The organism is Bradyrhizobium sp. Leaf396 (assembly GCF_001424605.1).
In the GTDB taxonomy this organism is placed as follows: domain Bacteria; phylum Pseudomonadota; class Alphaproteobacteria; order Rhizobiales; family Xanthobacteraceae; genus Bradyrhizobium; species Bradyrhizobium japonicum_C.
In genome coordinates this window covers 218393-238851 of record NZ_LMQJ01000023.1, presented here as the reverse complement: position 1 = coordinate 238851, position 20459 = coordinate 218393, and the positions used below count along the sequence as shown (strand labels likewise).

Genomic DNA, 20459 nt, shown 5'->3' with positions numbered 1-20459 from the left:
CTCATGGATTGCGGGCCTCCATCTGGTTGGATGCCTGCTCTGCGCGTTCTTCCACGCGAGATAATGTCGCAAGCGACAGCAGGCAGGTGCCGACCACGGCGAAGAACACGCCAATGTCAAAGGCCATTGCGGAGGCCAGTTCCACTTCGCCGAACACTGGCAGGTTGAAATAGCCGAACGTGCTCGTTAGGAACGGCCGGCCGAACAGGAGCGCTGCGAGGCCGGTCGCACCTGCGATCAACACACCGCCGCCGATCATCACATGGGCGTCGAAGCGAGCGCGGCGATGCGCCCAGACATAACCGCTCGCCATATATTGCATGAGGAAGGCGATGGCGACGATGAGGCCGGCGATGAATCCGCCGCCGGGCATATTGTGCCCCCTCAGGAGGATGTAGGCGCCGACCATCAGCGACAGCGGCAGCAGAATGCGGGTCACGACCGTCAGCATCAGCGGGTGAGGGTCGTGGGCCTGCGGATCGAAACGCACCCGTGCGAGCCGGCGCCCAGCGGCGCCCTGCATCGCGGAGTCGAGCAAAGCGAAGATCGTTAGTGCCGCGATCGCGAGCACGATGATCTCGCCAAATGTGTCGTAGCCGCGAAAGTCGACCAGAATGACATTCACGACATTGGTGCCGCCGCCGCCGGGTTTCGATTGTTCGATGTGATAGCCGGAAATGGGCTCGAAGTTGCGCGTCATCACGGCGTAAGCCAGCGCAGCTACGCCAACTCCTGCGACCATCGCCAGTCCGCCAGCGCCGAGCTTTGCACGCAAGGGCGATTCGTCAGGCGTCGTGCGCGGCAACAGATTGATCGCGAGCAGAAGGAGAATCGTAGTTACCACCTCGACCGAGATTTGGGTCAGCGCGAGATCGGGAGCCGAGAACTGCAGGAAGGCGAGCGATACCACGAGCCCGACAATGCTGGTGACGATCAACGCGGTCAGCCGATCGTAGTGGCACCGGACGATCATTCCGCACGCCAGGAGCAAGACCAGCCAGCCCGTCACAACCGGTAGCGTGGCGGGAAGAACGGCGCGACCGCCTGCCATTGGCGCGGGCGCCGCCCCCAGGAATCCAGTCAGGGCCAGGATGCTGATGGTCCCGACGATGATGCTCAGGTAGCGCGGTAGACCTCCGCCATTGATGCTGCTGAGGGCAAGCCGCGATGCCCAAATTACGGCTGCGAGGGAAGTCATGAACATCGTCATGGCATCGGCCCGTGGCGCGGCGAGGCGCAAGCGGTTGGCGGACGGGTAGATCCACAACAGCACGAGGCCCCCCGCAAGTGCGAGCGAGCTCATTGCCAGTGCGGGAGTGAAGCCGTGCCACAAGGCGAGGTGAAAGTCTGGCAAGGTTCCGTGTGCGACCGCGCGCGCGGTCAGTTCGATCGGCACGGCGAATGTCGCGGGCACCACGCCGATAGCGATGACCGGGATGACCAGCACTGCAACTGGCAGCCACATCCCGAAGGACGGGTCATGCGGGTGGCGCGGGTAATTGCTCCGCTGCGGACCGAGAAAGACGTGGAAGATCAACCGGGCGGAGTAAGCCGCTGACAGCAGCGCTCCGACGGTGGCAAAAAGCGGAAAGATCCAGGCCTGTCCCGCGTAGATCGTGTGCGACGCCTCCTCCAGCATCATTTCCTTCGACAGGAAGCCGTTCAGCAAGGGTACCCCAGCCATCGAGGCTGCGGCGACGATGGCGAGGCCTGATGTGATCGGCATGAGATGACGCAAACCGCCAAGCCTGCGGATGTCACGCGTGCCGGCCTCGTGATCCACTATGCCTGCGGACATGAACAACGCCGCCTTGAAGGTGGCATGATTGAGGATATGGAATACGGCGGCGACGACCGCCATGCGGGTGCCGAAGCCGAGCAGCATCGTCAGCAGTCCGAGATGGCTGATGGTCGAGAATGCGAGCAGCGCTTTCAGATCATCCTTGAACAGGGCAATCCACGCCGCCATCACCATCGTGACGAGGCCGGTCAACGAGACGATCAGGAACCATTCCTGCGTGCCGGACATGACCGGCCAAAGACGCGCGAGCAGGAAGACACCAGCCTTCACCATGGTCGCCGAATGCAGATAAGCGGATACTGGCGTCGGCGCGGCCATCGCATGCGGCAACCAGAAGTGAAACGGGAACTGCGCCGACTTGGTGAACGCTCCCAGGAGGATCAACAGCAGTGCCGGCAGATAGAGGGGTGAGGCTTTGATCGCTTCGCCGCGGTTCAGGATCTCAGTCAGCTCGAAGCTGCCGGCAGAATGACCGAGCAACAGCATGCCGCCCATCAGCGCAAGTCCACCGGCGCCCGTGACCACCAAAGCCATGAGCGCTCCCGCACGCGAGGCCGGCAGGTGATACCAGTAGCCGATCAGCAGGAAGGATGTGAGGCTGGTGAGCTCCCAGAACACAACCAGGAGGAGGATATTGTTGCTCAGGACGATGCCGACCATCGAGCCCTGGAAAAGCAGGAGGTAACAGAAGAACCGACCCATCGAGTCGCTGCGGCTCAGGTAGAATCGCGCATAGAGGATGATCAGCAGCCCGATCCCTAGGATCAGTGCCGCAAAGAACAGGGCAAGACCGTCGGCGAAAAGCGAAACCGAGAGGCCGAGTTGCGGTAACCACGACATGTTCGTCTGCGGGACGCCACCAGAATAAACGGCCGGAGCTTCCGTGAGTAGAATGACGAGTGCGAGTCCCGTGATGGCGGCTGTAACGGTCGTGCAGACATTCCGCCCCGCTTGGATTGCGAGCGGCGGGATCAGAGCCCCAACGACCGGCAGCAAGACAACAAGCGAAAGTTTCATCTACGAGTCCGTTACAGCTGGCTGTCATTGTCGGGCGATTCGGTCGACCAAGTCTCCGAAATCTTACGATAACGCTCTCGGCATCGAAGGGTATCCGCCAGCCTTCATGCCATACCGGCTCCGCACCGACGCAAGACCGTGACAGTTGGCCGCAGTGCGCTGATGTGCATCAGGCCGCAACGCGAGTGATCGCGGAATGGGTCGCGAGCTATCTTGTATCGTAAGTAGAGAGAGCCATGCGCCGCCCTGGTCTTCAATTGTGCTTGTCGCTACACGGTCGTCTGTGAGGCGGGGGCCTGCTCGGTGCGCTGGAAGACAATTCTTAGCTGTTTCTCCGCCTCGATCACCGCGAAGAACACTGCGCCGACCGCCACGATGAGCATCCCATCGAAGAACGATACCGGTTGCGTGCCGAACACCTGCTGGAGCGGCGGAAGATAAGTGACAGCGAATTGAGCCAAGGTGATTGCGATCACGCAAATCCACACGACGCGTGTCCCCCGCACCGCTTTCAAGGTCAACGAAGTGCCGTAGATGTTGCGGATGAAAAAGAGGTGGAAGATCTCGAGCACCACAAGCGTGTTCAGGGCGATGGTCCGGGCGAGGTCTGGCGCATGTCCTTTGTCGATTGCATAGGTGTACATGCCGAAGACTGCCGCAAGGAACAGTACGGACACGAGAATGATGTGCCAGATCAGCGCGCCAGTCAGCAGTGGCTCCTTTCGTGACCGCGGCGCCCGCTTCATCGTGTCTTCTTCGGTCGGCTCGAATGCTAGCGCAACGCCGAGAGTGATTCCGGTGATCAGATTGATCCACAGGATCTGCACCGCTGTGACGGGCAGCGCCATTCCGAGAAACAGCGCGGCGATTATTGTCGTGGCTTCCCCCGCATTGGTGGGCAGCGTCCAACTGATGACCTTCTTGATGTTGTCATAGACCGTGCGTCCTTCGCGGATCGCGACGGCGATGGATGCGAAATTGTCGTCGGCGAGGACCAGATCGGAGGCTTCCTTGGCGGCTTCGCTGCCTTTCTGTCCCATCGCGATACCGGCGTCGGCGCGCTTGAGCGCGGGCGCGTCGTTCACCCCGTCCCCAGTCATGGCAACCGTCAATCCGTGCGATTGGAGCGCTGTCACCAGCCTTAGCTTGTGTTCAGGGCTGGTCCTCGCGTAAACGTCGGTGTCGACGACGACGGCCGCTAACTCGGCGTCACTCATTGCCTCGAGATCGGCCCCGGTAAGCACTTTGCCGGGGTGCTGAAGGCCGACCTGGCGCGCGATTGCTGCTGCCGTGCCTGCATGGTCGCCGGTGATCATCTTGACGCGGATTCCTGCGCCATGGCACTCCGCAACGGCGGCGATGGCTTCCGGGCGAGGTGGATCGATCAGGCCGATCAGTCCGACAAGCACCATATGGCCGTCGAGATCGGCAGTGTTCAGGACGACGTGATCCGGCGCCGTTGAACGTGCGGCAAGAGCCAGGACGCGCTGTCCATGCGCGGCAATGTCGTCCATCCGCTTGCGCCAGTAGTCCGCGTCGATAGCGTGAGTGCTACCATCTGATGCCCGCTGGACGGAACACATGGCGAGGATCCGTTCCGGAGCGCCCTTGACGTGGATCCAGGCATGCCCCTCATGATCGTGATGGAGGACGGCCATGTACCGATGCCTGGCGTCGAAGGGGATGGTGTCGGTTCGCGTCCAATCGGCGAAGGCCGCAGCGCCCTGACGCGTAATCTTGCCGGCCAGAGCCTTGAGCGCGCCTTCCATTGGATCGCCCTCGACCTTCCACCCTTCGTCATGACTGTGCAAGGCGGCATCATTGCACAAAGCACAGGTTCGGGCGAATTCGAGCAGCAGCTCATGCTCCGCCGGGTCGACGTCAGCATCGGCGAGCCGGATAGCGCCTTCGGGCGCATACCCGTCTCCCGCGACCGAATAGATGTGGTCGGCGCTGGCCAGGGTGGTCACCATCATCTCATTGCGGGTGAGTGTTCCCGTCTTGTCGCTGCAAATCACAGAAACAGACCCAAGCGTCTCGATGGCCGGCAGGCGGCGAACGATGGCGTTGCGGCGAGCCATCGCCTGGACACCCACGGCCAGCGTGATGGTCAGTACGGCCGGTAGTCCCTCCGGGATTGCAGCGACCGACAGGCCGACGACGCTCATGAACAACTCGGCGAAGGGCAGATGCCCCACGAAATAGCCGTAGACGAGCAGCACGCCGCCAATCATCAGGATCAGGATTGTCAGCCATCGCGCGAACCCGTCCATCTGGCGAACCAGCGGCGTGGTCAATGTCTCGACTCGGGACAGCATGCCGCTTATGCGGCCTATTTCCGTTGACGCTCCGGTGGCCACGGCCACGCCACGACCGGCGCCTCCGGCAACGAGCGTCCCGCTGAAAGCCATGCACGATCGGTCACCGATCATCGCTCCGCTTGCCACAGGCTTCGTTTCCTTTTCTGTCGGAACGGACTCGCCGGTGAGGATTGCCTCCTCGATCCGGAGACCGGTCGCCTCTACCAGCCGCAAGTCGGCAGGAACTCTCTCGCCTGCCTCCAACAGCACGATATCGCCCGGGACCACTGAGGCGCTGTCGATGCTGTGCCGTTCGCCATCGCGCATCACGGAGGATTTCGGAGCCAGCATCTGGCGGATGGCATCCATCGCCTGTTCCGCGCGCCCTTCCTGAATGAAGCCGATGACCGCATTGGCGATCACCACCGCGAGGATGACGCTCGAGTCGACGAGATGACCGAGAGCGGCAGTGATCGCCGCCGCACCCAGCAACACATAAATCAGGAAGTTGTGGAAGTGGGAGAGGAAACGCAGGATCGCACTGCGTCGCGGCGGTTCCGGAAGCCGGTTGGGTCCGTATCGGCTTAGGCGCCGCGCCGCCTCGGAAGCCGAAAGCCCGCTTGCACCAGCCTCGAGAGCGGCGAGGACCGCTTCCACGGACATTGCGTGGTGGTGTGCTTCGCGCTCGTTCTTGCTCAATTGTGAGACCCGGAGTTGTGTTTCGGTTGAGCTTGCTATCCGCTGCGTTGTCAGGGCGAGATCGCCACTTCGAGGACGTCCTCGCGCTGATTGGCGCATAGCCCGTAAGCCTCCTCGATCTGCTCGATCTTGAAGCGGTGTAAGGCGCGTACCTGCACGGGCACGGACGCCGGTTCTAGTGGAAGAGGAACAGGGGACAAGGCGGCCGCTCGACCAGTCGCCGCGTCGTCGAGCCAAACAGGGCATTGCTCCAGCCGCGATGACCAAACGCGCCCATCACCAGCAGACCAATGTCCCTATCAATGACTTCAATTCGGATCGCCTCGGACGGGTCCACCCTCGCCTCGATCGGAACGACCGTACAGTGTACGTCATGGCCACGTAAGAAGTCGGCCGCAGCATGAGCGCGTCGGGTCGCAAGCTCCGATTCCGCTGCGATAGACGTCACGTGCACGCGAGCCTCGCGCCACAATCCCAGAAGTGCGTACATTTGCAAGGCGCGCATGGCGGGCAGACTGCCGTCATATGCGACCAACACGTCGCGCGGACGGCGATACTCGTCGCCGCAGACGACGACTGGCCGTGGCGAGAGCAGCAGAAGGTTGGACAGCAATTCCGGCAGCGAGGGAGCCTGGTCGACCGAAAAGGTCGTATCGTGACCGGTGACGATCAAATCTCGCGTCTCGGAAGCAGCGCGGAAGGCCTCAGGCGGATCACCTTCGAAAGAGAGCCAGGAGAACTCGACGCCCCTCGCATCACATGCTTCAGCATATGACGCGTGTAGCCGCGCGTTACTCTCGCGCGCTTGCCGCCCCCGGATCTCCTCGAGCTTGGCTTGATGTGCCGACGCGCCAATCCCGCCAATCATTGGAACAGTGAGGGAAGACAGATCGATACCAGATAGGCCGGAAACCAGTAGTCCGCCGGGACGGGCGAGATCGAATGCAAACTCCCGCGCGCTAAGCGAGGACTCCGTCTCGCCGAGAAGAAGAAGAATGCGCATTGATCCCCTCCGGTCATTTGGGCCGCAATTGTGCTTGTGAACCGGTAGGTAACCTATAGGAGCATCAAGGCAAGTCTCATGACGCAGATCAACGAGCTTTCATACTTGAGGTCGGCTGCGAACTCCCAAATATCGCGGTGGGTGTTTTCCTTTCACCCTTCAGAATCAAAACGGCACGCTCTTGCTGCTGTGCGCCGACTGTGCGCTGCGGGAGGAAGGCTCGGCCGTTCGGCTTCTCTGGTTCACAAGCGGCTTCGCTCCCACCCCCGGGCATTCGAACCCTGCGGCGCCCGGCTGCACCACCGCCGGAGATGCGAGCCGTCGTGACGCTCTTCAGGGCACTCTGGATCTCTTGAGCTGAAAGAAATTGAGGACCCGGCTCTGGATGTCCTGCTGATTTGCAGACTTAGACGTGAGCTGATCGCGCTCTGGGACGGAACGCGAATGACCGGTGCGGGGAAGGCAAGCCAGCGCCGACTGCTCGTGTCGGCCAGTGCGGCGCCGGCGGACGCGACCACGGACGCATTGGTTTCAGTGGCTGTCCCGGCGTCCTACTCTTCTCGATCTCACATACACCGTCGGCGATCTGATCGCGGCCCTCAGGGAATGGCGGCACGTTGGACCGCATCGTATGGTCGCGGCCGCAATCTGCCTCCTGTTCCGGGATCTGTCGGCAAATTGGGGGATCAACCGTTTGCTTTCCTGGGATTGTCGTGCTGCCATCGCTCGTTGATCAGGGCGACGCACAAGCTGTCGCGGTCTCGCTGCCGCCGCTACCGACATCGTCGCGACGCTTCCGCAAATATAGCTCCTGCGAGCGCCTTTGACTGCGGCGATACAGATGCTATTGAACTCTCCGTCATGCGCCAATTAAAGACGACCGAGCTGGAGCGGCAGGCCAAGGAGGTGGCCGCGCTCATGCGCATGTTGGCGAACGAGCACCGCCTGCTCATCCTCTGCAGGCTGGTGGAATACGGCGAGATTGCCGCAAGCGCGCTCGCCGACGACGTCGGTCTTTCGCCCTCGGCACTGTCGCAACACCTCGCCAAGCTGAAGGCAGAGGGCGTTGTCGCCGCCCGGCGCGACGGGCAAACGATGTGGTATCGCATCGCGGACGGGCGGGTTGAAGAGTTGTTTTCAACCCTGCACCGGCTCTTCTGTCGTCCTCGGAAACGATGAGCTTGTCTCCGCGCATCTCGGCGCGGACAACAGGACTTAGCCCTTCTTCTGCCTGGCTTCCGTGGATTCGATCCACCAGAAGAACAGCCCGGCACCGACTGCCAGTGCGGCAAACCAGACGACGTCGGGGATGCCCGTCACGTCCGGCAGGCGAACCTTGCCAAGTGCCCCGACGTTGAGCACGTTCGCCTTCAGCCAATCGAAGCTCAGCGCGTAGAGGATGGCGCCGGCGATCATGCCGAGCGCGCCGACGAGAGCATGGACACTGCCGGTCGCAATAGCGCCAAGCGCCGTTCCGGGACAGTAGCCATAGACCACCATGCCGACGCCGAACAGTGCGGCGCCGAGCGCGACTGCCAGCATGTTGGCATCCTTCACGTAATATTTCGTGTTGCCGGTGTCGACGAGCAGCAGCACGCCGATGCCGCCGACCACGATCGCCGTGCCCATCACTTTCAGCACGGTGAAGTCGCGCAAGCGAAACTGATTCTCGATGACGTTGCAGCTCGTCACCTTGCCTCGCTGCAGGAGGAAGCCGAAGGCGGCACCCATCACCAGCGGCCCAAGGATGGTCATCATTGCGGTCATGTCAGTTCTCCTCAGCGGGCACGGAACATGAGGGCGGAAACGGCGAGTCCGGTGGCGAACATGACCGCCAGGAACAGCCAGCTCGAGAGCGCAAGCTGCAAACCGCCCGAGATGCCGTGGCCGCTGGTGCAACCGCCGGCGAGCCTGGCGCCGTACATGATCACGATGCCACCGAGGAACGCGGCGGCGAAGCGTTTCGCAACTGACGGGCCGAACCGTTCCTTCCAGACATCAGGCACGAGCTCGAGGCGCCACGTGCCTGATATCACTGCCGAGACGAACGCGCCGAATGGTATGCCGACGAGAAACCAAACACCGTAATCCCACTTCAGCGGCATGCTCTTCCAGTAGGAGTTCTGTGCCACAGCTTCCGGTCCGATCACCGGGACGGCGAAGAGTGAGGCGATGCGCGAATAGGCGGTGGTGACGCCGAGCGGATCGCCGAATACGCCAAAGGCGACCCAGCTCAACAATCCGATTCCGGCGCCGACCAGATAGGGCGACCAGTCGATCCGCGCGGTGCGCGGCGCTTCGCGAACGTAGCTTTCCGTGATGGTGGTCATGTGCCTTTTCCCCGGGGCAGCGGCGCATTACCGCGTTCCTGCGGCTCGAGCGGCGCGCATCGGGGGAAATCATATTCAAGGAATTAGATTTAGCAATCTCTAAAATAATGGTCAGGCGCCCGGCGTCGGCGACTTTGCCGGGCGGCGGGGTCGCGGCATGCCGGCACCGTCGACGAGAAGATCGGTCAGCCCTGCCCCGAGCCACATGCCAGCAAGCACGAGCCAGGCTGTGAGCGCAAAGACCGAGGCTCCGGTCACCCCGGCGCCGACCGCGCAGCCGCCGGCGAGCATCGCGCCGAACCCCATCAGCACCGCGCCGAACAGATAGCGCCTCATGCCGAGGCCGTCCGAGAATCCCTCCAGTTTCAGCTCACCCGCGCGCGCCGCCGCGGCGAATGAGCCGAGGAATACGCCCGGAACAATGCCGAGGTCGAAGCCGAGCCGGAGCTGCGAACTGTTCAGCACAAGCATCAGCAACTCGGCCGAAGGCCCGCTGAAGGTGAGGCTCTTCAGCGTCACGGGTGCGAACGAGGCCTGCGCGAGCTGGTAGGTGAAGAGCCAGCCAGCAACGACTGCCGCTCCCGTGGCAAGGGCGGCAAGCATGAGATCGCGTGGCAGGTTGCTGCGAAAGGCAAAAGCCAATCCGGCAATCAACCACAGTCCGCCAAACGCGAGCTTTTCGGGGGCACCGGCGCCGAAAACGGCCATGATGTCGCGGGACGGTCCACCATCGATCAGCCACAGATTGGTCACCCATTCGCGTGCCGGCGACAGCAGCCCGCGATAGGCGGCCTGGGCGGTCACCGCAAACACCAGCCCTGAAAGCAGGGCTCTCAGATTGCCATTGGCCGAGAGCACCAGCAGTCGGCTGGCGCAACCGCGCGCGAGGACCATCCCACAGCCGAACATCACGCCGCCCGCGAGCGCGCCGGAGATGCTGCCCTGCTGCGCGAGCTGGCGCGCCTCGGACACGTCGAGCCAGCCGATCGCGACCAGCGCCTGCGTGCCGACCAGCGCCGCGGCAAAGGTCAGCAGCCAGACCGCAAGGCGCGGACCGCCCTCGCCCCGGGAGAATTCGACCGCTGCGGCGCGCAGGCAGAAGCGACTGCGCTGGGCGAAGAACCCGAACAGGCCTCCGACGAGGAGACCTCCGAGCCATGACAGCCGGTCTTCACCAAGGAAATCGATAACCGGCGTCAGCACGTTCGTCCCGGCTGTTGCTGCGAGTTTGCAATTCTAGCGATCTGGTCGTCGCGTCCCATGAGCCAGATCAAAGCCAGACACCGCCGGATCCCGGACCAAAGGGGCCCTCGGGAACGCGAATCGGCATATCCGTGCTGTTGCAGCTCGGCGAGCCGCAACACGCCGCTGCAGCCTTCTTCTATCTCATTCGCTTGATGAACTCGGCGATTCGGTCTGCAACATCGTCTGCGAACAGGTCGCGGAAGAAATGGTCGGCATCCTCGATCTCGTCGAGCTGAACCCTTCCCCCTCCCGAACCCGCGAGCGAAGCGAAGGACGCTGCCACGTCGGGCACGACGGTATCCTTGGCCGCGACGAGTACCAGCACCGGCGGTTTCACACGGGCCACGAGCGCGGCCGTGTCCTGGCCGGCATCGGGACCGTAGAAAGAGGCCAGCGCCCGCGCGGTGACCATGGCATTGCGACAATAAATGAACCCCGGCACATCCATCCACTCGCCGCCGCGGCCAGCCGAGATCGACTTGGTCGCCAGCTCCACAAGGGGCTCGAGCGGCTTGCCATAGGTCTGGGCATAGGAGGCGCGCAAGTCGGCCTCGGCCTTTGCGGTCACCGGCGCCAGCAGCACCGCACCCGCAACAGGCGGGGTTTCGCCTGCGGCGAGGTACCGCGCGACCTGATTGCCGCCGCGCGAATGGCCGAATGCGAGGACGAGCCGGGACATGCCCCTCGCCCGCGCAACCCAGGCGCCGATCTCGGCAATTGCGTCCTCGATGACATAATCATGCCGCGCGGCGCAGTCATACATGCCCTTGCGACGATCGAGCCCCAGTGACAGCGTATGGGCGAGCGAAGCGATGCCGCGCTGCTCAAGCGCCTTGGCAATGCCCTGAATGACTTCCATGTCCTTGTGCGCAAGCGTGCCGTGGGTCATGACCACGAGCGGCGTATCGGGCCCCATCGAGCTGGGGGTGCGCAGGGTCGCGAGCGTCGTGCGGCCGTCGAGCGACAATTCGAGCTCCTGCTCGGCAGCACCTGCGGACGTCGCAAGTGCGAGCAACGCTATCAATCCCACCAACCATCGCATTGGCGCCTGTCTCCCCTAGGGTCGGACAATCGTCCAGTTCTTTTCCGCAAGATCCATCAACGCAGCGACCCCGACCTGGGTGACGCTGACGCCCTCGATCAGCCGCGGTTGCTTACCCTCCTTCGCCGCCAGCGTCTCCAGCGTGTTTCCGCAGGCGATGAAGCTCACATTGGGCATCGATTTCAGGAAGTTTGCGAGGCGCTCCTTCACCGGCGAGCGGTCCTCGAGCAGCATGTCGAGACCGCCGTTGAAGGCAACCACCACCAGTTCGACATCCTCGCCCTGCCCGGAATAATGCCGCGAGACGTTGGCCGCAACATCGAGGACGGCTCGCATCTTGCTCTGGTCGTCATCGCTGATCTGCAGCGCGAGCCTATGCGGCTCCGCCGCTTCCGCCGCGGCCGGGTGGATTGTTATGAGCGAACCCGCAACGAGACTCGCATGCAGCAGCATGCGACGGCTCACCCGGCCGTGGTTCACTCCACACCCCGGGACTTCTTGCCGTCCTCAGGCGTCACGTCGATGGCGACAGCTCGCCCCGTAATCTTCACCGGCGCGATGCAATCCTTCATGCAGGGGTCTTTCTGCCAGAACGACTTCTCGCTGGTGGCGCGGTCGTCCATCACGAAGCCCTGCTCGTTCGGCATCTTGATCGTGGCGAGATTCCTATTGGTCAGCTCGAAATTCTGATCTGTGATCACGTCGTTCAGATGCAACACATACGCAACCAGTGCATAATATTCGTCGACCGACAGCGATCCCGTATTGCCATAAGGCATGGCGTGACGGATGTAGTCGAACAGGGTGGAGGCGTAGGGCCAGTAGGAGCCCACGGTCTTGACCGGATTGTCCGAGGTCAACGAGCCCTTGCCGCCGGCCAGCACCGGCCAGCGACCGCTGCCCTCGCCGAACTCGCCGTGGCAGCTCGCGCAATTGTCCATGAACAGCTTCTCGCCCTGGGCAACCGTGCCCTTGCCCTCCGGCAGGCCCTGACCATCGGGTCGCACGTCGATGTCCCAACCGCGGATTTCGTCCGCGGTCGGCGCGCGGCCGATGTGATAGCGGGGACCGCTCTTGGTGTCCGTCCTCTGGCCCGCAAGCGCCGGCGCGCCCAGCACGCAGGCCGTCAGCGCCACTGCCATGAACTTACGCGACTTCGACATTCTCGACCTCACCATTGGCCTGCACATGCCAGGTCTGGATGCCATTGTTGTGATAGATGGAGTTGACGCCGCGGATCTTGCGCAGCTCGGCCTTGCTCGGCTGCACGTACCCGGTGTCATCCTGTACCCGCGACTGCAGCAGCAGCGGCTCTCCGTTCCAGTCGAACTCGTAGTAGAAGCGCGTCAGCGCCTTGTCGAGAACGGGCCCGTCGAGGCGTGCCGGCCACCAGTTGCGGCCGCCGTCGAGCGACACATCCACCCGCTTGACCTTGCCGTTGCCGCTCCAGGCCAGACCGGAGACAATGGTAAAGCCCTTGCCGTGCCTGATCGGTGCCTGCGGGCTCGGGCTCGTGATCACCGATTTGGCGTCCATCGACCAGGTGAAGCGGCGTGCCTTGCCGTTCGGCATGAGGTCCGTGTACTTCGACGTCTCCTCGCGGGTGTGCCAGGGCTGGTCGCCGACCTTGATGCGGCGCAGCCACTTGACCCACAGATTGCCCTGCCAGCCCGGCACCACGAGCCGCATCGGATAGCCCTGCTCGGGATAGAGCGCCTCACCGTTCATCTTGTAGGCGATGATGCAGTCGTCGAGCGCCTTCTCGATCGGCAGGCTGCGATCCATCGCGGCCGCATCGGCACCTTCGACCAGCAGCCACTTGCCGTTGGTCTTGACGCCGGCTTCATCGAGAAGAGTGCGCAGCGACACGCCTGTGTACTGCACGCAGTGGATCATGCCATGGGTGAACTGGCAGCCATTGAGCTGGGCGCCGCGCCATTCCATGCCCGAATTCGCCGCGCATTCCATAAAGTGGATGCGGTTGACGCGCGGATAGCGCTTCAGCTCATCCAGCGTGAGAATGAGCGGGCGTTCGACGAGCCCATGAATCATCAGGCGATGATCGACCGGATCGATCTCGGCGATGCCGCCATGATGCCGCTCGAAACAGAGACCGTTCGGGGTGATGATTCCTTCGAGCTCATGCAGCGGTGTGAAGCTCACCGAGGACTCGCGCGAGGCGGTCAGCCATTCAACGTCGCGCCGAACGACGTCCTTCTCGAACTTCGACGGCTTGCCGTACGGACGCACGGCGACGCCTTCGCCGAGCGATTTGGTCCATTCCGGCACGTTTGGGGGCTGGTTCGCCGGATTGCCGCCGCCGGCCAAGGCGGGCTTTGCGAGCACCGACGCCGCAACACCGGCGCCAGCGGCCAGAAAACTGCGTCGGGATTGCCGGGGACTGTCCATCTTCGACATCGCTTCTTACGCTCCGGTGACTTTGACGGCTCTGTTGGGCTCGAGCCGAATGGCTCTCTGTCGCGTCAGGTAATTCGAAACGACGTCCCAGATCGGCGGCCCTTCGGTCCCTTCATTGACGCTGGCCCAGCCGGCGACCTGATATTCCCTGGCAGGATCGATCGGCGTGCCGGTCTTGACCATCTGCATGTCCGAGATTCGGCTGCCCTGCGGCTTGGTGACGTCGATGGCATAGGACAGGCCGCCGATCCGCACCATGTCACCCCCCTGCTGATAATACGGGTCGACATTGAAGAGGTTGTCGGCGACGTCTTCGATGATCTCCTTCAAGCGCGCGCCAGTCATGCCCATGCGGTAGACCGCGGGATAGGTGATCGCGGTTGCATTGGTGACATCCTCAAAGGTGATGTCCTGGCCCGGCAGCACGCTGGTGCCCCAGCGAAAACCGGGCGAGAGCGCGATCTCGGCATCCCGCTCCTGCATCAGCGCCTGGCAGATCAGGTCATCAAACGTGCCGTTGAAATTTCCCCGGCGGTACAGCAGCGATTCAGTCCTGCCGAGCACCTTGGCCAAATCGGACGCGAAGGGCTTGCGGACCTCGGCGATCTTCGCAGCCATCTCGGCGTCCGCCGTGATCACATCGGAGAACAGTGGAATCAGCTTGTAGCGAAACGCCTTGACCTCGCCGTCGCGGACATCGAGATCGAGCCGCGACACGAACTTGCCGGACGAGCCCGAGGCAATCAGCAAGGTCTTGCCGACTTTCACCGCCTCTGGCAGCGCATCATGGGTGTGTCCGGTCAGGATGACGTCGATTCCCTTGACGCGGCTCGCAAGCTTGCGGTCGACGTCGAAACCGTTATGCGACAGCAGCACGACGAGCTGCGCCCCCCCCTTGCGCGCCTTGTCGACCTGCGACTGGACATCCTCCTCGCGCACGCCGAACGACCAGTTCGGGATCATCCAGCGCGGATTGGCGACCGGTGTATATGGGAAAGCCTGGCCGAGCACCGCGATCTTGACGCCGCCGCGCTCGATCATTGTGTAGGCGTCGAACGCCGCCTCGTTCCATTCGGTGTCGCGGATATTGAGCCCGAGAAACGGGAAGCCGAGTCCTTCGATCGCCTGCTTGACGCGCTCGGTGCCGTAAGTGAACTCCCAATGCCCAGTCATGGCATCGGGCTTGAGCAGCGCCATGCAGTCGATCATGTCCTGGCCGCGCGTCTTCAGCGACGACCAGGATCCTTGCCAGGTGTCGCCTCCGTCGAGCAGTGCAACCTTGTCGCCGCGCTCGGCGCGAATGGCCTTGATCACCGTGGCGGCGCGGTCGAGACCACCGATCCGGCCATAGGTCTTGGCCAGCGCCTCGAAATCCTCGGACGTCAAGGCATACGCCGCCGACGAGCCCGGCGCGATGCCGAAGCGGCTGAGAAACTCCCGACCGGTGACGTGGGGCGGCACCCCTCTTGCGTCTCCCGCGCCGAGATTGGTCGAAGGTTCTCGGAAGTAGAGCGGCATGAGCTGACCGTGAATGTCGGTCACATGCACCAGCGTGACGTTGCCGAGCGGCTCGAAGGCGAGCAACTCAGTCTGGGTCAGGCGCTGCTGGGCAACCGCCCGGGTCAGGCCAGAACCCACACCAGTCGAAAGTGCAGCCGTTGCCGCAGCAACCTGGATGAACTCGCGGCGAGAGATCACGCGCAATGCTCCTGCATATTCATGGCTTCAATTGCGCACCGAGGGCGTCTCGACCGGCAGCCCGATGCCGCGCCAGGCCACGTAGAGCTCGAGGGCAAGGAAGTCGTCAGACAGCGGCTTGAACGGCTCGGCACGCACGTCGAACATGCAGCCTTCGAACCGCTCATGCAGCGGCACCACACGCTGGTCACGCAACCGATAAGTCGGGAAGCCGTTGGTCTGCCCCTGGCTCAGGAAGTCCGCGCGCATAAACTTGCCATTGTTGCGCTCGTGGCAGGACGCGCAGGCGAGATCGAGTTGTCCATAACGGTTGTAATAGATCTGCTTGCCGCGCTCGAACCAGGGCGAGATCGGCCCGTCAATCTTCACCGCCACAGGCATACCGTGCGACTGGTAACGGACGAAGGTCGTCATGTCGGTCAACTCCCTGGATTTGAATTTCCAGGGCTCCGCCTTCATCTGTTCGCTACGGCAAAGATTGATGCGCTGCTCGAGATTGACCGGCTTCTTCAGCTTGTCGTCCCATTTCGGCATGGCGGCGCCCACACCTTTCATGCTGGCTTGGGCCTCCCCGTGACAGCTCATGCACGACTTGCCCTCACTGCCTTCCGCCTTCTTCCAGGCATCCGCCGCGCGCTCCACGGCGAGGAAGCCGGGATTCTCCAGATCGTCGTCCTGCAGGGCGCGGGTCTCCTTGCTGCGAAATTCGTAGCCGGAGATGATGGTCTTGAAGACATGGCCCGGCGGCGCCGCGATACCTTTCCGCTCGGCGTCATCGGCAGACACGAGCGTCGCACCCGACGTGATGGCCACGATTGCAGCGGCAAACCCAACATATCGTGACGCCATTCGAGTCTCCCTCACTGCGCGATGCGCATCATGCCTTGAGCGCGATCTTCTCTTCGGCGGTGATCACCGAGCCGTCGTCGTCGGTCCAGGCGAACTTGAACGTCCCGGCCTCGTCGATCCTGGCGTCGAACTGGATGTAGGGATTGGCCGAGATCGCAGGCTCCAGTGCGCAAGAGAACACCGGCCTTCCGTTGAACTCGCAGGCAAACTTGTTGATGATCTTGCGCGGAATGGGCTTGCCCTGCGCGTCCTTGCGCTGACCCGATTCCATGAGATGCGAGACCAAGGTCTTGATCTGGATCACCTCGCCCTTGGCCGCTTCCTTGGGGAGCTTGATGCGTGGTTTGTCTGCCATTGTTCCTCTCCTGACGCCCTCAGCCGCCGCAGCCGCCGATCGTGACCTTCACGGTCTTCTGTTCCGTGAACAGCGAACCGTCACTCATCTTCGCGACCGCAACCACGTTCTGCGTGGTGGCGAGCCGGATCCGGATCGAGGCTTCCGCCTTGCCCGACAGCGGTGTGAACGACAATGTCGCGACGCCGGCGTTCGGATTGCCATCCGCAATGATGAGAACGTCCTTGACGTAGGACTCCGCGGTCATCGGGCTCTCGATGTTGATCGACAGCGGCACGGTGTTGCCGTTCTCCGCGATCTCCGGCAAGTCGAGCGAAATCTTGCCCTTGGCCGGCTGCTTGCCGCCGGTGAACTTCTCGATCCACTTTGCCGCGTCGTTCGACACTTCCGCACCGGCCGCCATCGGTACAAGGGTCAGCATGACGAAGCCGCCCCCGAGCGCAAATGCCTGCCGTCGATTGATGGCTTTCATTCCTGGTCCTCCTCGCCGTCAGTTCAGCGTCTTGAGAAAAGCGACGACGTCCTCGACCTGCGCGGCCGTAAGGATCGTCTTGCCGACGAATTCCGGGCGCACCCGGCTGAGACCGTCGTTCTTGAAGAACGCCGGCATGACCGTGTCGGTGAAGATGCGCTTGGGGTCGGCGACGATGAGGCGCAATTGCGCCTCGGTGTAGCGGCCGGCCACGCCGTCGAGCGACGGACCGAACTCACCGTGGAATTCCTCGGATTTCAGGCTGGTGACCTGATGACAGGCCAGGCAATTGCCGAGCGTACGCGTGAGAAATACCTTCTTGCCGGCGGCGGCATTTCCGGGCGCGCCTATCAGGGATTTCGGCAGGGAATCGTCAACGACGTCGAGCTTGATCGGCTCCTTGACCGGTTCTTGGGCGAGAGCGCCCCCGGCCGCTACATAAAGTGCAAACGCAGCCATAAGCGAGCGCCGCATGTTTCCTGCCCTTGAATGCGGGGTGACGCCCGCTGTTGATCACGATGGAATTCAACGTCCATCAAATTCATTTATCATGATATGTTCATACGAATGGCCGCGTCAAGCGAAATTCGGAAGACGCTCTCAATCAGCCATTCGACGCCAGGAAATCCCGGAACGAGCCGCGCTCGTAGGCGCGCTCCCGCACGAAACGAAACATCGCCAGGAAGTGCGGAGGCTTCAGATAGCCGGGCGCCCGCGCCACTTCGCGCGCCATCGCTTCCTTCGCTTCCACGCCATCGGCGGACGGCGGAAAGAACTGAACAGTCGGAGTGAACCTGATGCCGTACTTCCGGGCGAGATCCTTCTCGGCCAATTCCTCGCGGTCAAAGTCCGTAACCTTGCGCGAGCCGATCAGATTGAGCTGCAACACCTCGAAGTTGGCTCGAATGTAGCTCGCGATCCCGGGGTCGGCGAAGTTCACCAGATGCGTCTCGCGGCAATAGGGACAGCCGCGCAGCTCCCACATGACGGCGAGGCGCTTGCCGCCGGCGGTGGCGCTCTCCAGGTCCTCGCGCAGATCGAGAAAGCTCTGCAGGAACCAGGGCTCGTGGTAGAGCCCGTCTTCTCCGACTGCTGGCTCGGCCGCTGCCGCGCCGCGGCCCGCCAAAGCCGTGCCTGCCGCGAATGCGAGGAGACCGCGTCGGGTGGGCATGCGGAGCGACATTGGGGTTTCCTGCCTTGGAGATCTTGCGCGCCGATCGTTTTTATTATGATATTCAAATATAGGAATGTGACAAGGAGTTCTGATCTTGCGCTGCACCATCGCGCTGCTGGCATGGCTGGCCTCCAACGCGCTCGCGCTTGGCGCGGATGGCGACAAGCCGGCGTATCTCGTATCCGCGGTGGCGCCGATCATGGCCAACCTGCGCATTGCCGCGAGCTATGTGCGCACCGGCAACGTTGCGCTGGCACAAATCGAGATCGACGAAGCGGCCAGCCGCTGGAAACGGATCGAGCCGAACACCCGCGAACGCCCGCCAGTTCACGCGTCTTCTGAATCGTCGGGATTTCTCGACCGAGGATACGAACAGCTCACAACGGCAATGGGCGCGCTGGACCGCGGAGACAATGCGGCCGCCGAACGCGAGCTGCTTGCGGTTCGGCGAGCTTTCCACGCGCTCAGGCGTCACGCGGGCCTCTACGATCTCGGCGATTGCATCTTCGAGATCGCGCCCGCCATGGACGCCTTGCGTGTCGCTGCGACCCGCTACAGCGAACGGCCGGCACAAGCGAACGCCGAGGAGACCGTCGCCGCCGCAGGCGCGTTCCGCGACCGGCTTTTACGGTGCAACGAATGGGCAAACGGCGAGATCGCCGCGCAAGGTGAATTCCGCCGCCTGATCGATGGCGCAATCGCCAGCAGCGGCGAGATCGCTCATGCCGCCATGGCCGGCGACGGCCCCCTCGTGCATCGTTACCTCATCGAGCTGCAATCTTTCGCCCAATTGCTCGACTTCCGCTTCGGCTAGCCTCAGCCGATGCTGGTCAATGCAGGGAACTGCTCGAGCAGCCATTGCGAGACCGCGGGCATCAATCCGGTCAGGAACATGAGACCGGTCACAACCAGGAAGACGCCCATCGTCTTCTCGACCAGACCGAGATGCCGACGCACGCGGCCAAGCGCTCCGATGAAGCGGCCGGTGAACGCCGCTGCGATCAGAAAGGGAATTCCGGTCCCGACCGAATAGGCGAGCAGCAGCAGCGCCCCTCGCCCGGTCGTGTCCTCCGAACCCGCCATCAGCAGGACGGCGGCGAGGATCGGGCCCGCGCAGGGCGTCCAGCCGAACGCGAATGCCAGCCCCATGACGAATGCCCCCGCCATACCGGCCGGACGATTGTCGACCTGCACGGTGGCGCTGCGATAGAGCAGCGGAATCCTGAGCAGCCCGAGAAAATGCAGCCCCATGACGATGATCAGCCCGCCCGCAGCGATACCGAGCGTCGACAGATGCGCGGAGACGAAGCGTCCCGCGATCGAGGCGGTCGAGCCGAGCGCGATGAAGACCAGCGAGAAACCTGCCACGAAGGACAGCGCCGAGAGCAGGATGCGCGGCCGCAAATCCGGCCTGTCGCCGGACAGATCCGTAACCGAGACGCCGGCCATGTAGCACAGGAACGGCGGGACCAGAGGCAGGATGCAGGGCGACAGAAACGACAAGAGGCCCGCGACAAAGGCCGCACCCAGCGTCACGTCCAAGGTCATTTCCGCCCATCCCTAGCACATATACGAATTTAATGATATAAAGCGCCGAGGACGTCCGAAAAGCAAGCCCGCCAGGCAGGTCCAAATGGCTCGGTTACGCAGCATGAACAGAATCATCGCCCTGCTCGCCCTCGCCATCGGGCTGGCGCTGCCGGCGACCGCATCGCGCGCCGCAGAGCTTGTCATGTTCGAGCGGCCTGGCTGCGCCTGGTGCGCGCGCTTCAACGCGGAGATCGCGCCAATCTACGGCAAGACCGGGGAGGGCCGGGCCGCACCGCTGCGCCGGGTCGACCTGAACGGCTCCCTCCCCGCCGATCTGGCCGGAATCGATCCGGGTCCCTTCACGCCGACCTTTGTCGTGGTACAAGAGGGCCGTGAGATCGGGCGTATTCGTGGCTATCCCGGGGATGCCTTCTTCTTCGGCCTCTTGGACCGAATCCTGTCAAGCACGGGATCAGAACCCGGGAGGTCGTGACCGTTCTTGCCTATTGTGCTAAGAGGAATCTGA

Annotated in this window: 20 protein-coding genes; 3 read left to right on the top strand and 17 right to left on the bottom strand. The window is 62.9% G+C overall.

Going from position 1 to position 20459, the window contains the following annotated elements:
• Position 1: 1 nt before the first annotated feature.
• The 3 genes from ASG57_RS21310 to ASG57_RS21300 all read right to left on the bottom strand — a co-directional run bounded on the left by ASG57_RS21310 (position 2) and on the right by ASG57_RS21300 (position 6820).
• Positions 2–2818 carry a monovalent cation/H+ antiporter subunit A gene (locus ASG57_RS21310; RefSeq protein WP_057197338.1) on the bottom strand — a complete coding sequence of 939 codons (2817 nt, stop codon included), beginning with the start codon at positions 2816–2818 and terminating at the stop codon, positions 2–4.
• A gap of 269 nt (positions 2819–3087) precedes the next feature.
• Positions 3088–5817 carry a cation-transporting P-type ATPase gene (locus tag ASG57_RS21305; RefSeq protein WP_502690805.1) on the bottom strand — a complete coding sequence of 910 codons (2730 nt, stop codon included), beginning with the start codon at positions 5815–5817 and terminating at the stop codon, positions 3088–3090.
• 175 nt (positions 5818–5992) lie between these two features.
• Positions 5993–6820: a universal stress protein gene (locus ASG57_RS21300; protein WP_057197334.1), complete on the bottom strand. Its 828-nt coding sequence runs from the start codon at positions 6818–6820 to the stop codon at positions 5993–5995.
• A gap of 861 nt (positions 6821–7681) precedes the next feature.
• Here ASG57_RS21300 and ASG57_RS21295 point away from each other — a divergent pair.
• Positions 7682–7999 (top strand): ArsR/SmtB family transcription factor, encoded by a 318-nt coding sequence (locus ASG57_RS21295; protein ID WP_024337403.1) that lies wholly within the window; start codon positions 7682–7684, stop codon positions 7997–7999.
• Positions 8000–8035: 36 nt separating this feature from the next.
• Here ASG57_RS21295 and ASG57_RS21290 read toward each other — a convergent pair whose 3' ends face one another.
• From ASG57_RS21290 to ASG57_RS21230, 13 genes are all read right to left on the bottom strand, one after another.
• On the bottom strand, positions 8036–8587 hold the full coding sequence (locus ASG57_RS21290; RefSeq protein ID WP_024337402.1) for a YeeE/YedE thiosulfate transporter family protein: 552 nt from the start codon (positions 8585–8587) through the stop codon (positions 8036–8038).
• Positions 8588–8598: 11 nt separating this feature from the next.
• Positions 8599–9150, bottom strand: a complete 552-nt coding sequence (locus ASG57_RS21285; RefSeq protein WP_155248247.1) for a YeeE/YedE thiosulfate transporter family protein — start codon at positions 9148–9150, stop codon at positions 8599–8601.
• Positions 9151–9261: 111 nt separating this feature from the next.
• The gene (locus ASG57_RS21280; protein WP_024337400.1) at positions 9262–10353 is read right to left on the bottom strand and encodes a YeeE/YedE family protein; all 1092 of its coding nucleotides are present in this window, start codon (positions 10351–10353) and stop codon (positions 9262–9264) included.
• A 178-nt stretch (positions 10354–10531) separates the two neighbouring features.
• Positions 10532–11437, bottom strand: coding sequence for an alpha/beta hydrolase (locus ASG57_RS21275; protein WP_024337399.1), 906 nt, complete (start codon positions 11435–11437; stop codon positions 10532–10534).
• Between the two features lie 15 nt (positions 11438–11452).
• Complete coding sequence (locus tag ASG57_RS21270; protein ID WP_024337398.1) at positions 11453–11890, bottom strand: DsrE family protein; 438 nt, start codon at positions 11888–11890, stop codon at positions 11453–11455.
• Between the two features lie 23 nt (positions 11891–11913).
• Positions 11914–12600, bottom strand: a complete 687-nt coding sequence (locus ASG57_RS21265) for a c-type cytochrome (protein ID WP_035697774.1) — start codon at positions 12598–12600, stop codon at positions 11914–11916.
• Positions 12584–13855 (bottom strand): sulfite dehydrogenase, encoded by a 1272-nt coding sequence (soxC, locus tag ASG57_RS21260; RefSeq protein ID WP_057197332.1) that lies wholly within the window; start codon positions 13853–13855, stop codon positions 12584–12586. Before soxC ends, ASG57_RS21265 begins: the two co-directional genes overlap by 17 nt.
• A 6-nt stretch (positions 13856–13861) precedes the next feature.
• Positions 13862–15553, bottom strand: a complete 1692-nt coding sequence (gene soxB / locus ASG57_RS21255; protein ID WP_057197484.1) for a thiosulfohydrolase SoxB — start codon at positions 15551–15553, stop codon at positions 13862–13864.
• 27 nt (positions 15554–15580) lie between these two features.
• Complete coding sequence (soxA, locus tag ASG57_RS21250; protein ID WP_057197330.1) at positions 15581–16402, bottom strand: sulfur oxidation c-type cytochrome SoxA; 822 nt, start codon at positions 16400–16402, stop codon at positions 15581–15583.
• Between the two features lie 28 nt (positions 16403–16430).
• Positions 16431–16757, bottom strand: a complete 327-nt coding sequence (gene soxZ / locus ASG57_RS21245; RefSeq protein ID WP_057197328.1) for a thiosulfate oxidation carrier complex protein SoxZ — start codon at positions 16755–16757, stop codon at positions 16431–16433.
• 19 nt (positions 16758–16776) lie between these two features.
• Positions 16777–17229, bottom strand: coding sequence for a thiosulfate oxidation carrier protein SoxY (gene soxY / locus ASG57_RS21240; RefSeq protein WP_024337392.1), 453 nt, complete (start codon positions 17227–17229; stop codon positions 16777–16779).
• An 18-nt stretch (positions 17230–17247) separates the two neighbouring features.
• On the bottom strand, positions 17248–17703 hold the full coding sequence (gene soxX, locus ASG57_RS21235) for a sulfur oxidation c-type cytochrome SoxX (RefSeq protein WP_024337391.1): 456 nt from the start codon (positions 17701–17703) through the stop codon (positions 17248–17250).
• 130 nt (positions 17704–17833) lie between these two features.
• A complete protein-coding gene (locus ASG57_RS21230; RefSeq protein ID WP_155248245.1) occupies positions 17834–18412 on the bottom strand; it encodes a SoxW family protein in 579 nt (192 codons plus the stop codon).
• Positions 18413–18497: 85 nt separating this feature from the next.
• Between ASG57_RS21230 and ASG57_RS21225 the strand changes: the two genes are divergently transcribed.
• Positions 18498–19217, top strand: a complete 720-nt coding sequence (locus tag ASG57_RS21225; protein WP_057197325.1) for a hypothetical protein — start codon at positions 18498–18500, stop codon at positions 19215–19217.
• Positions 19218–19219: 2 nt separating this feature from the next.
• On the opposite strand, the gene ASG57_RS21220 is transcribed toward ASG57_RS21225, so the two are convergent.
• The gene (locus ASG57_RS21220) at positions 19220–19951 is read right to left on the bottom strand and encodes a cytochrome c biogenesis CcdA family protein (protein WP_024337388.1); all 732 of its coding nucleotides are present in this window, start codon (positions 19949–19951) and stop codon (positions 19220–19222) included.
• A gap of 103 nt (positions 19952–20054) precedes the next feature.
• On the opposite strand from ASG57_RS21220, the gene ASG57_RS21215 reads away from it, so the two are divergent.
• Positions 20055–20426: a thioredoxin domain-containing protein gene (locus ASG57_RS21215; protein ID WP_156402763.1), complete on the top strand. Its 372-nt coding sequence runs from the start codon at positions 20055–20057 to the stop codon at positions 20424–20426.
• Positions 20427–20459: the final 33 nt, after the last annotated feature.

Coding starts and splice junctions, on each gene's coding strand:
- ASG57_RS21310 (WP_057197338.1), bottom strand. CDS start 2,818: ATGAAACTTTCGCTTGTTGTCTTGCTGCCGGTCGTTGGGGCTCTGATC.
- ASG57_RS21300 (WP_057197334.1), bottom strand. CDS start 6,820: ATGCGCATTCTTCTTCTTCTCGGCGAGACGGAGTCCTCGCTTAGCGCG.
- ASG57_RS21295 (WP_024337403.1), top strand. CDS start 7,682: ATGCGCCAATTAAAGACGACCGAGCTGGAGCGGCAGGCCAAGGAGGTG.
- ASG57_RS21290 (WP_024337402.1), bottom strand. CDS start 8,587: ATGACCGCAATGATGACCATCCTTGGGCCGCTGGTGATGGGTGCCGCC.
- ASG57_RS21285 (WP_155248247.1), bottom strand. CDS start 9,150: ATGACCACCATCACGGAAAGCTACGTTCGCGAAGCGCCGCGCACCGCG.
- ASG57_RS21275 (WP_024337399.1), bottom strand. CDS start 11,437: ATGCGATGGTTGGTGGGATTGATAGCGTTGCTCGCACTTGCGACGTCC.
- ASG57_RS21270 (WP_024337398.1), bottom strand. CDS start 11,890: ATGCTGCTGCATGCGAGTCTCGTTGCGGGTTCGCTCATAACAATCCAC.
- ASG57_RS21265 (WP_035697774.1), bottom strand. CDS start 12,600: ATGTCGAAGTCGCGTAAGTTCATGGCAGTGGCGCTGACGGCCTGCGTG.
- soxC (WP_057197332.1), bottom strand. CDS start 13,855: ATGTCGAAGATGGACAGTCCCCGGCAATCCCGACGCAGTTTTCTGGCC.
- soxA (WP_057197330.1), bottom strand. CDS start 16,402: ATGGCGTCACGATATGTTGGGTTTGCCGCTGCAATCGTGGCCATCACG.
- soxZ (WP_057197328.1), bottom strand. CDS start 16,757: ATGGCAGACAAACCACGCATCAAGCTCCCCAAGGAAGCGGCCAAGGGC.
- soxY (WP_024337392.1), bottom strand. CDS start 17,229: ATGAAAGCCATCAATCGACGGCAGGCATTTGCGCTCGGGGGCGGCTTC.
- soxX (WP_024337391.1), bottom strand. CDS start 17,703: ATGCGGCGCTCGCTTATGGCTGCGTTTGCACTTTATGTAGCGGCCGGG.
- ASG57_RS21230 (WP_155248245.1), bottom strand. CDS start 18,412: ATGTCGCTCCGCATGCCCACCCGACGCGGTCTCCTCGCATTCGCGGCA.
- ASG57_RS21220 (WP_024337388.1), bottom strand. CDS start 19,951: ATGACCTTGGACGTGACGCTGGGTGCGGCCTTTGTCGCGGGCCTCTTG.
- ASG57_RS21215 (WP_156402763.1), top strand. CDS start 20,055: ATGAACAGAATCATCGCCCTGCTCGCCCTCGCCATCGGGCTGGCGCTG.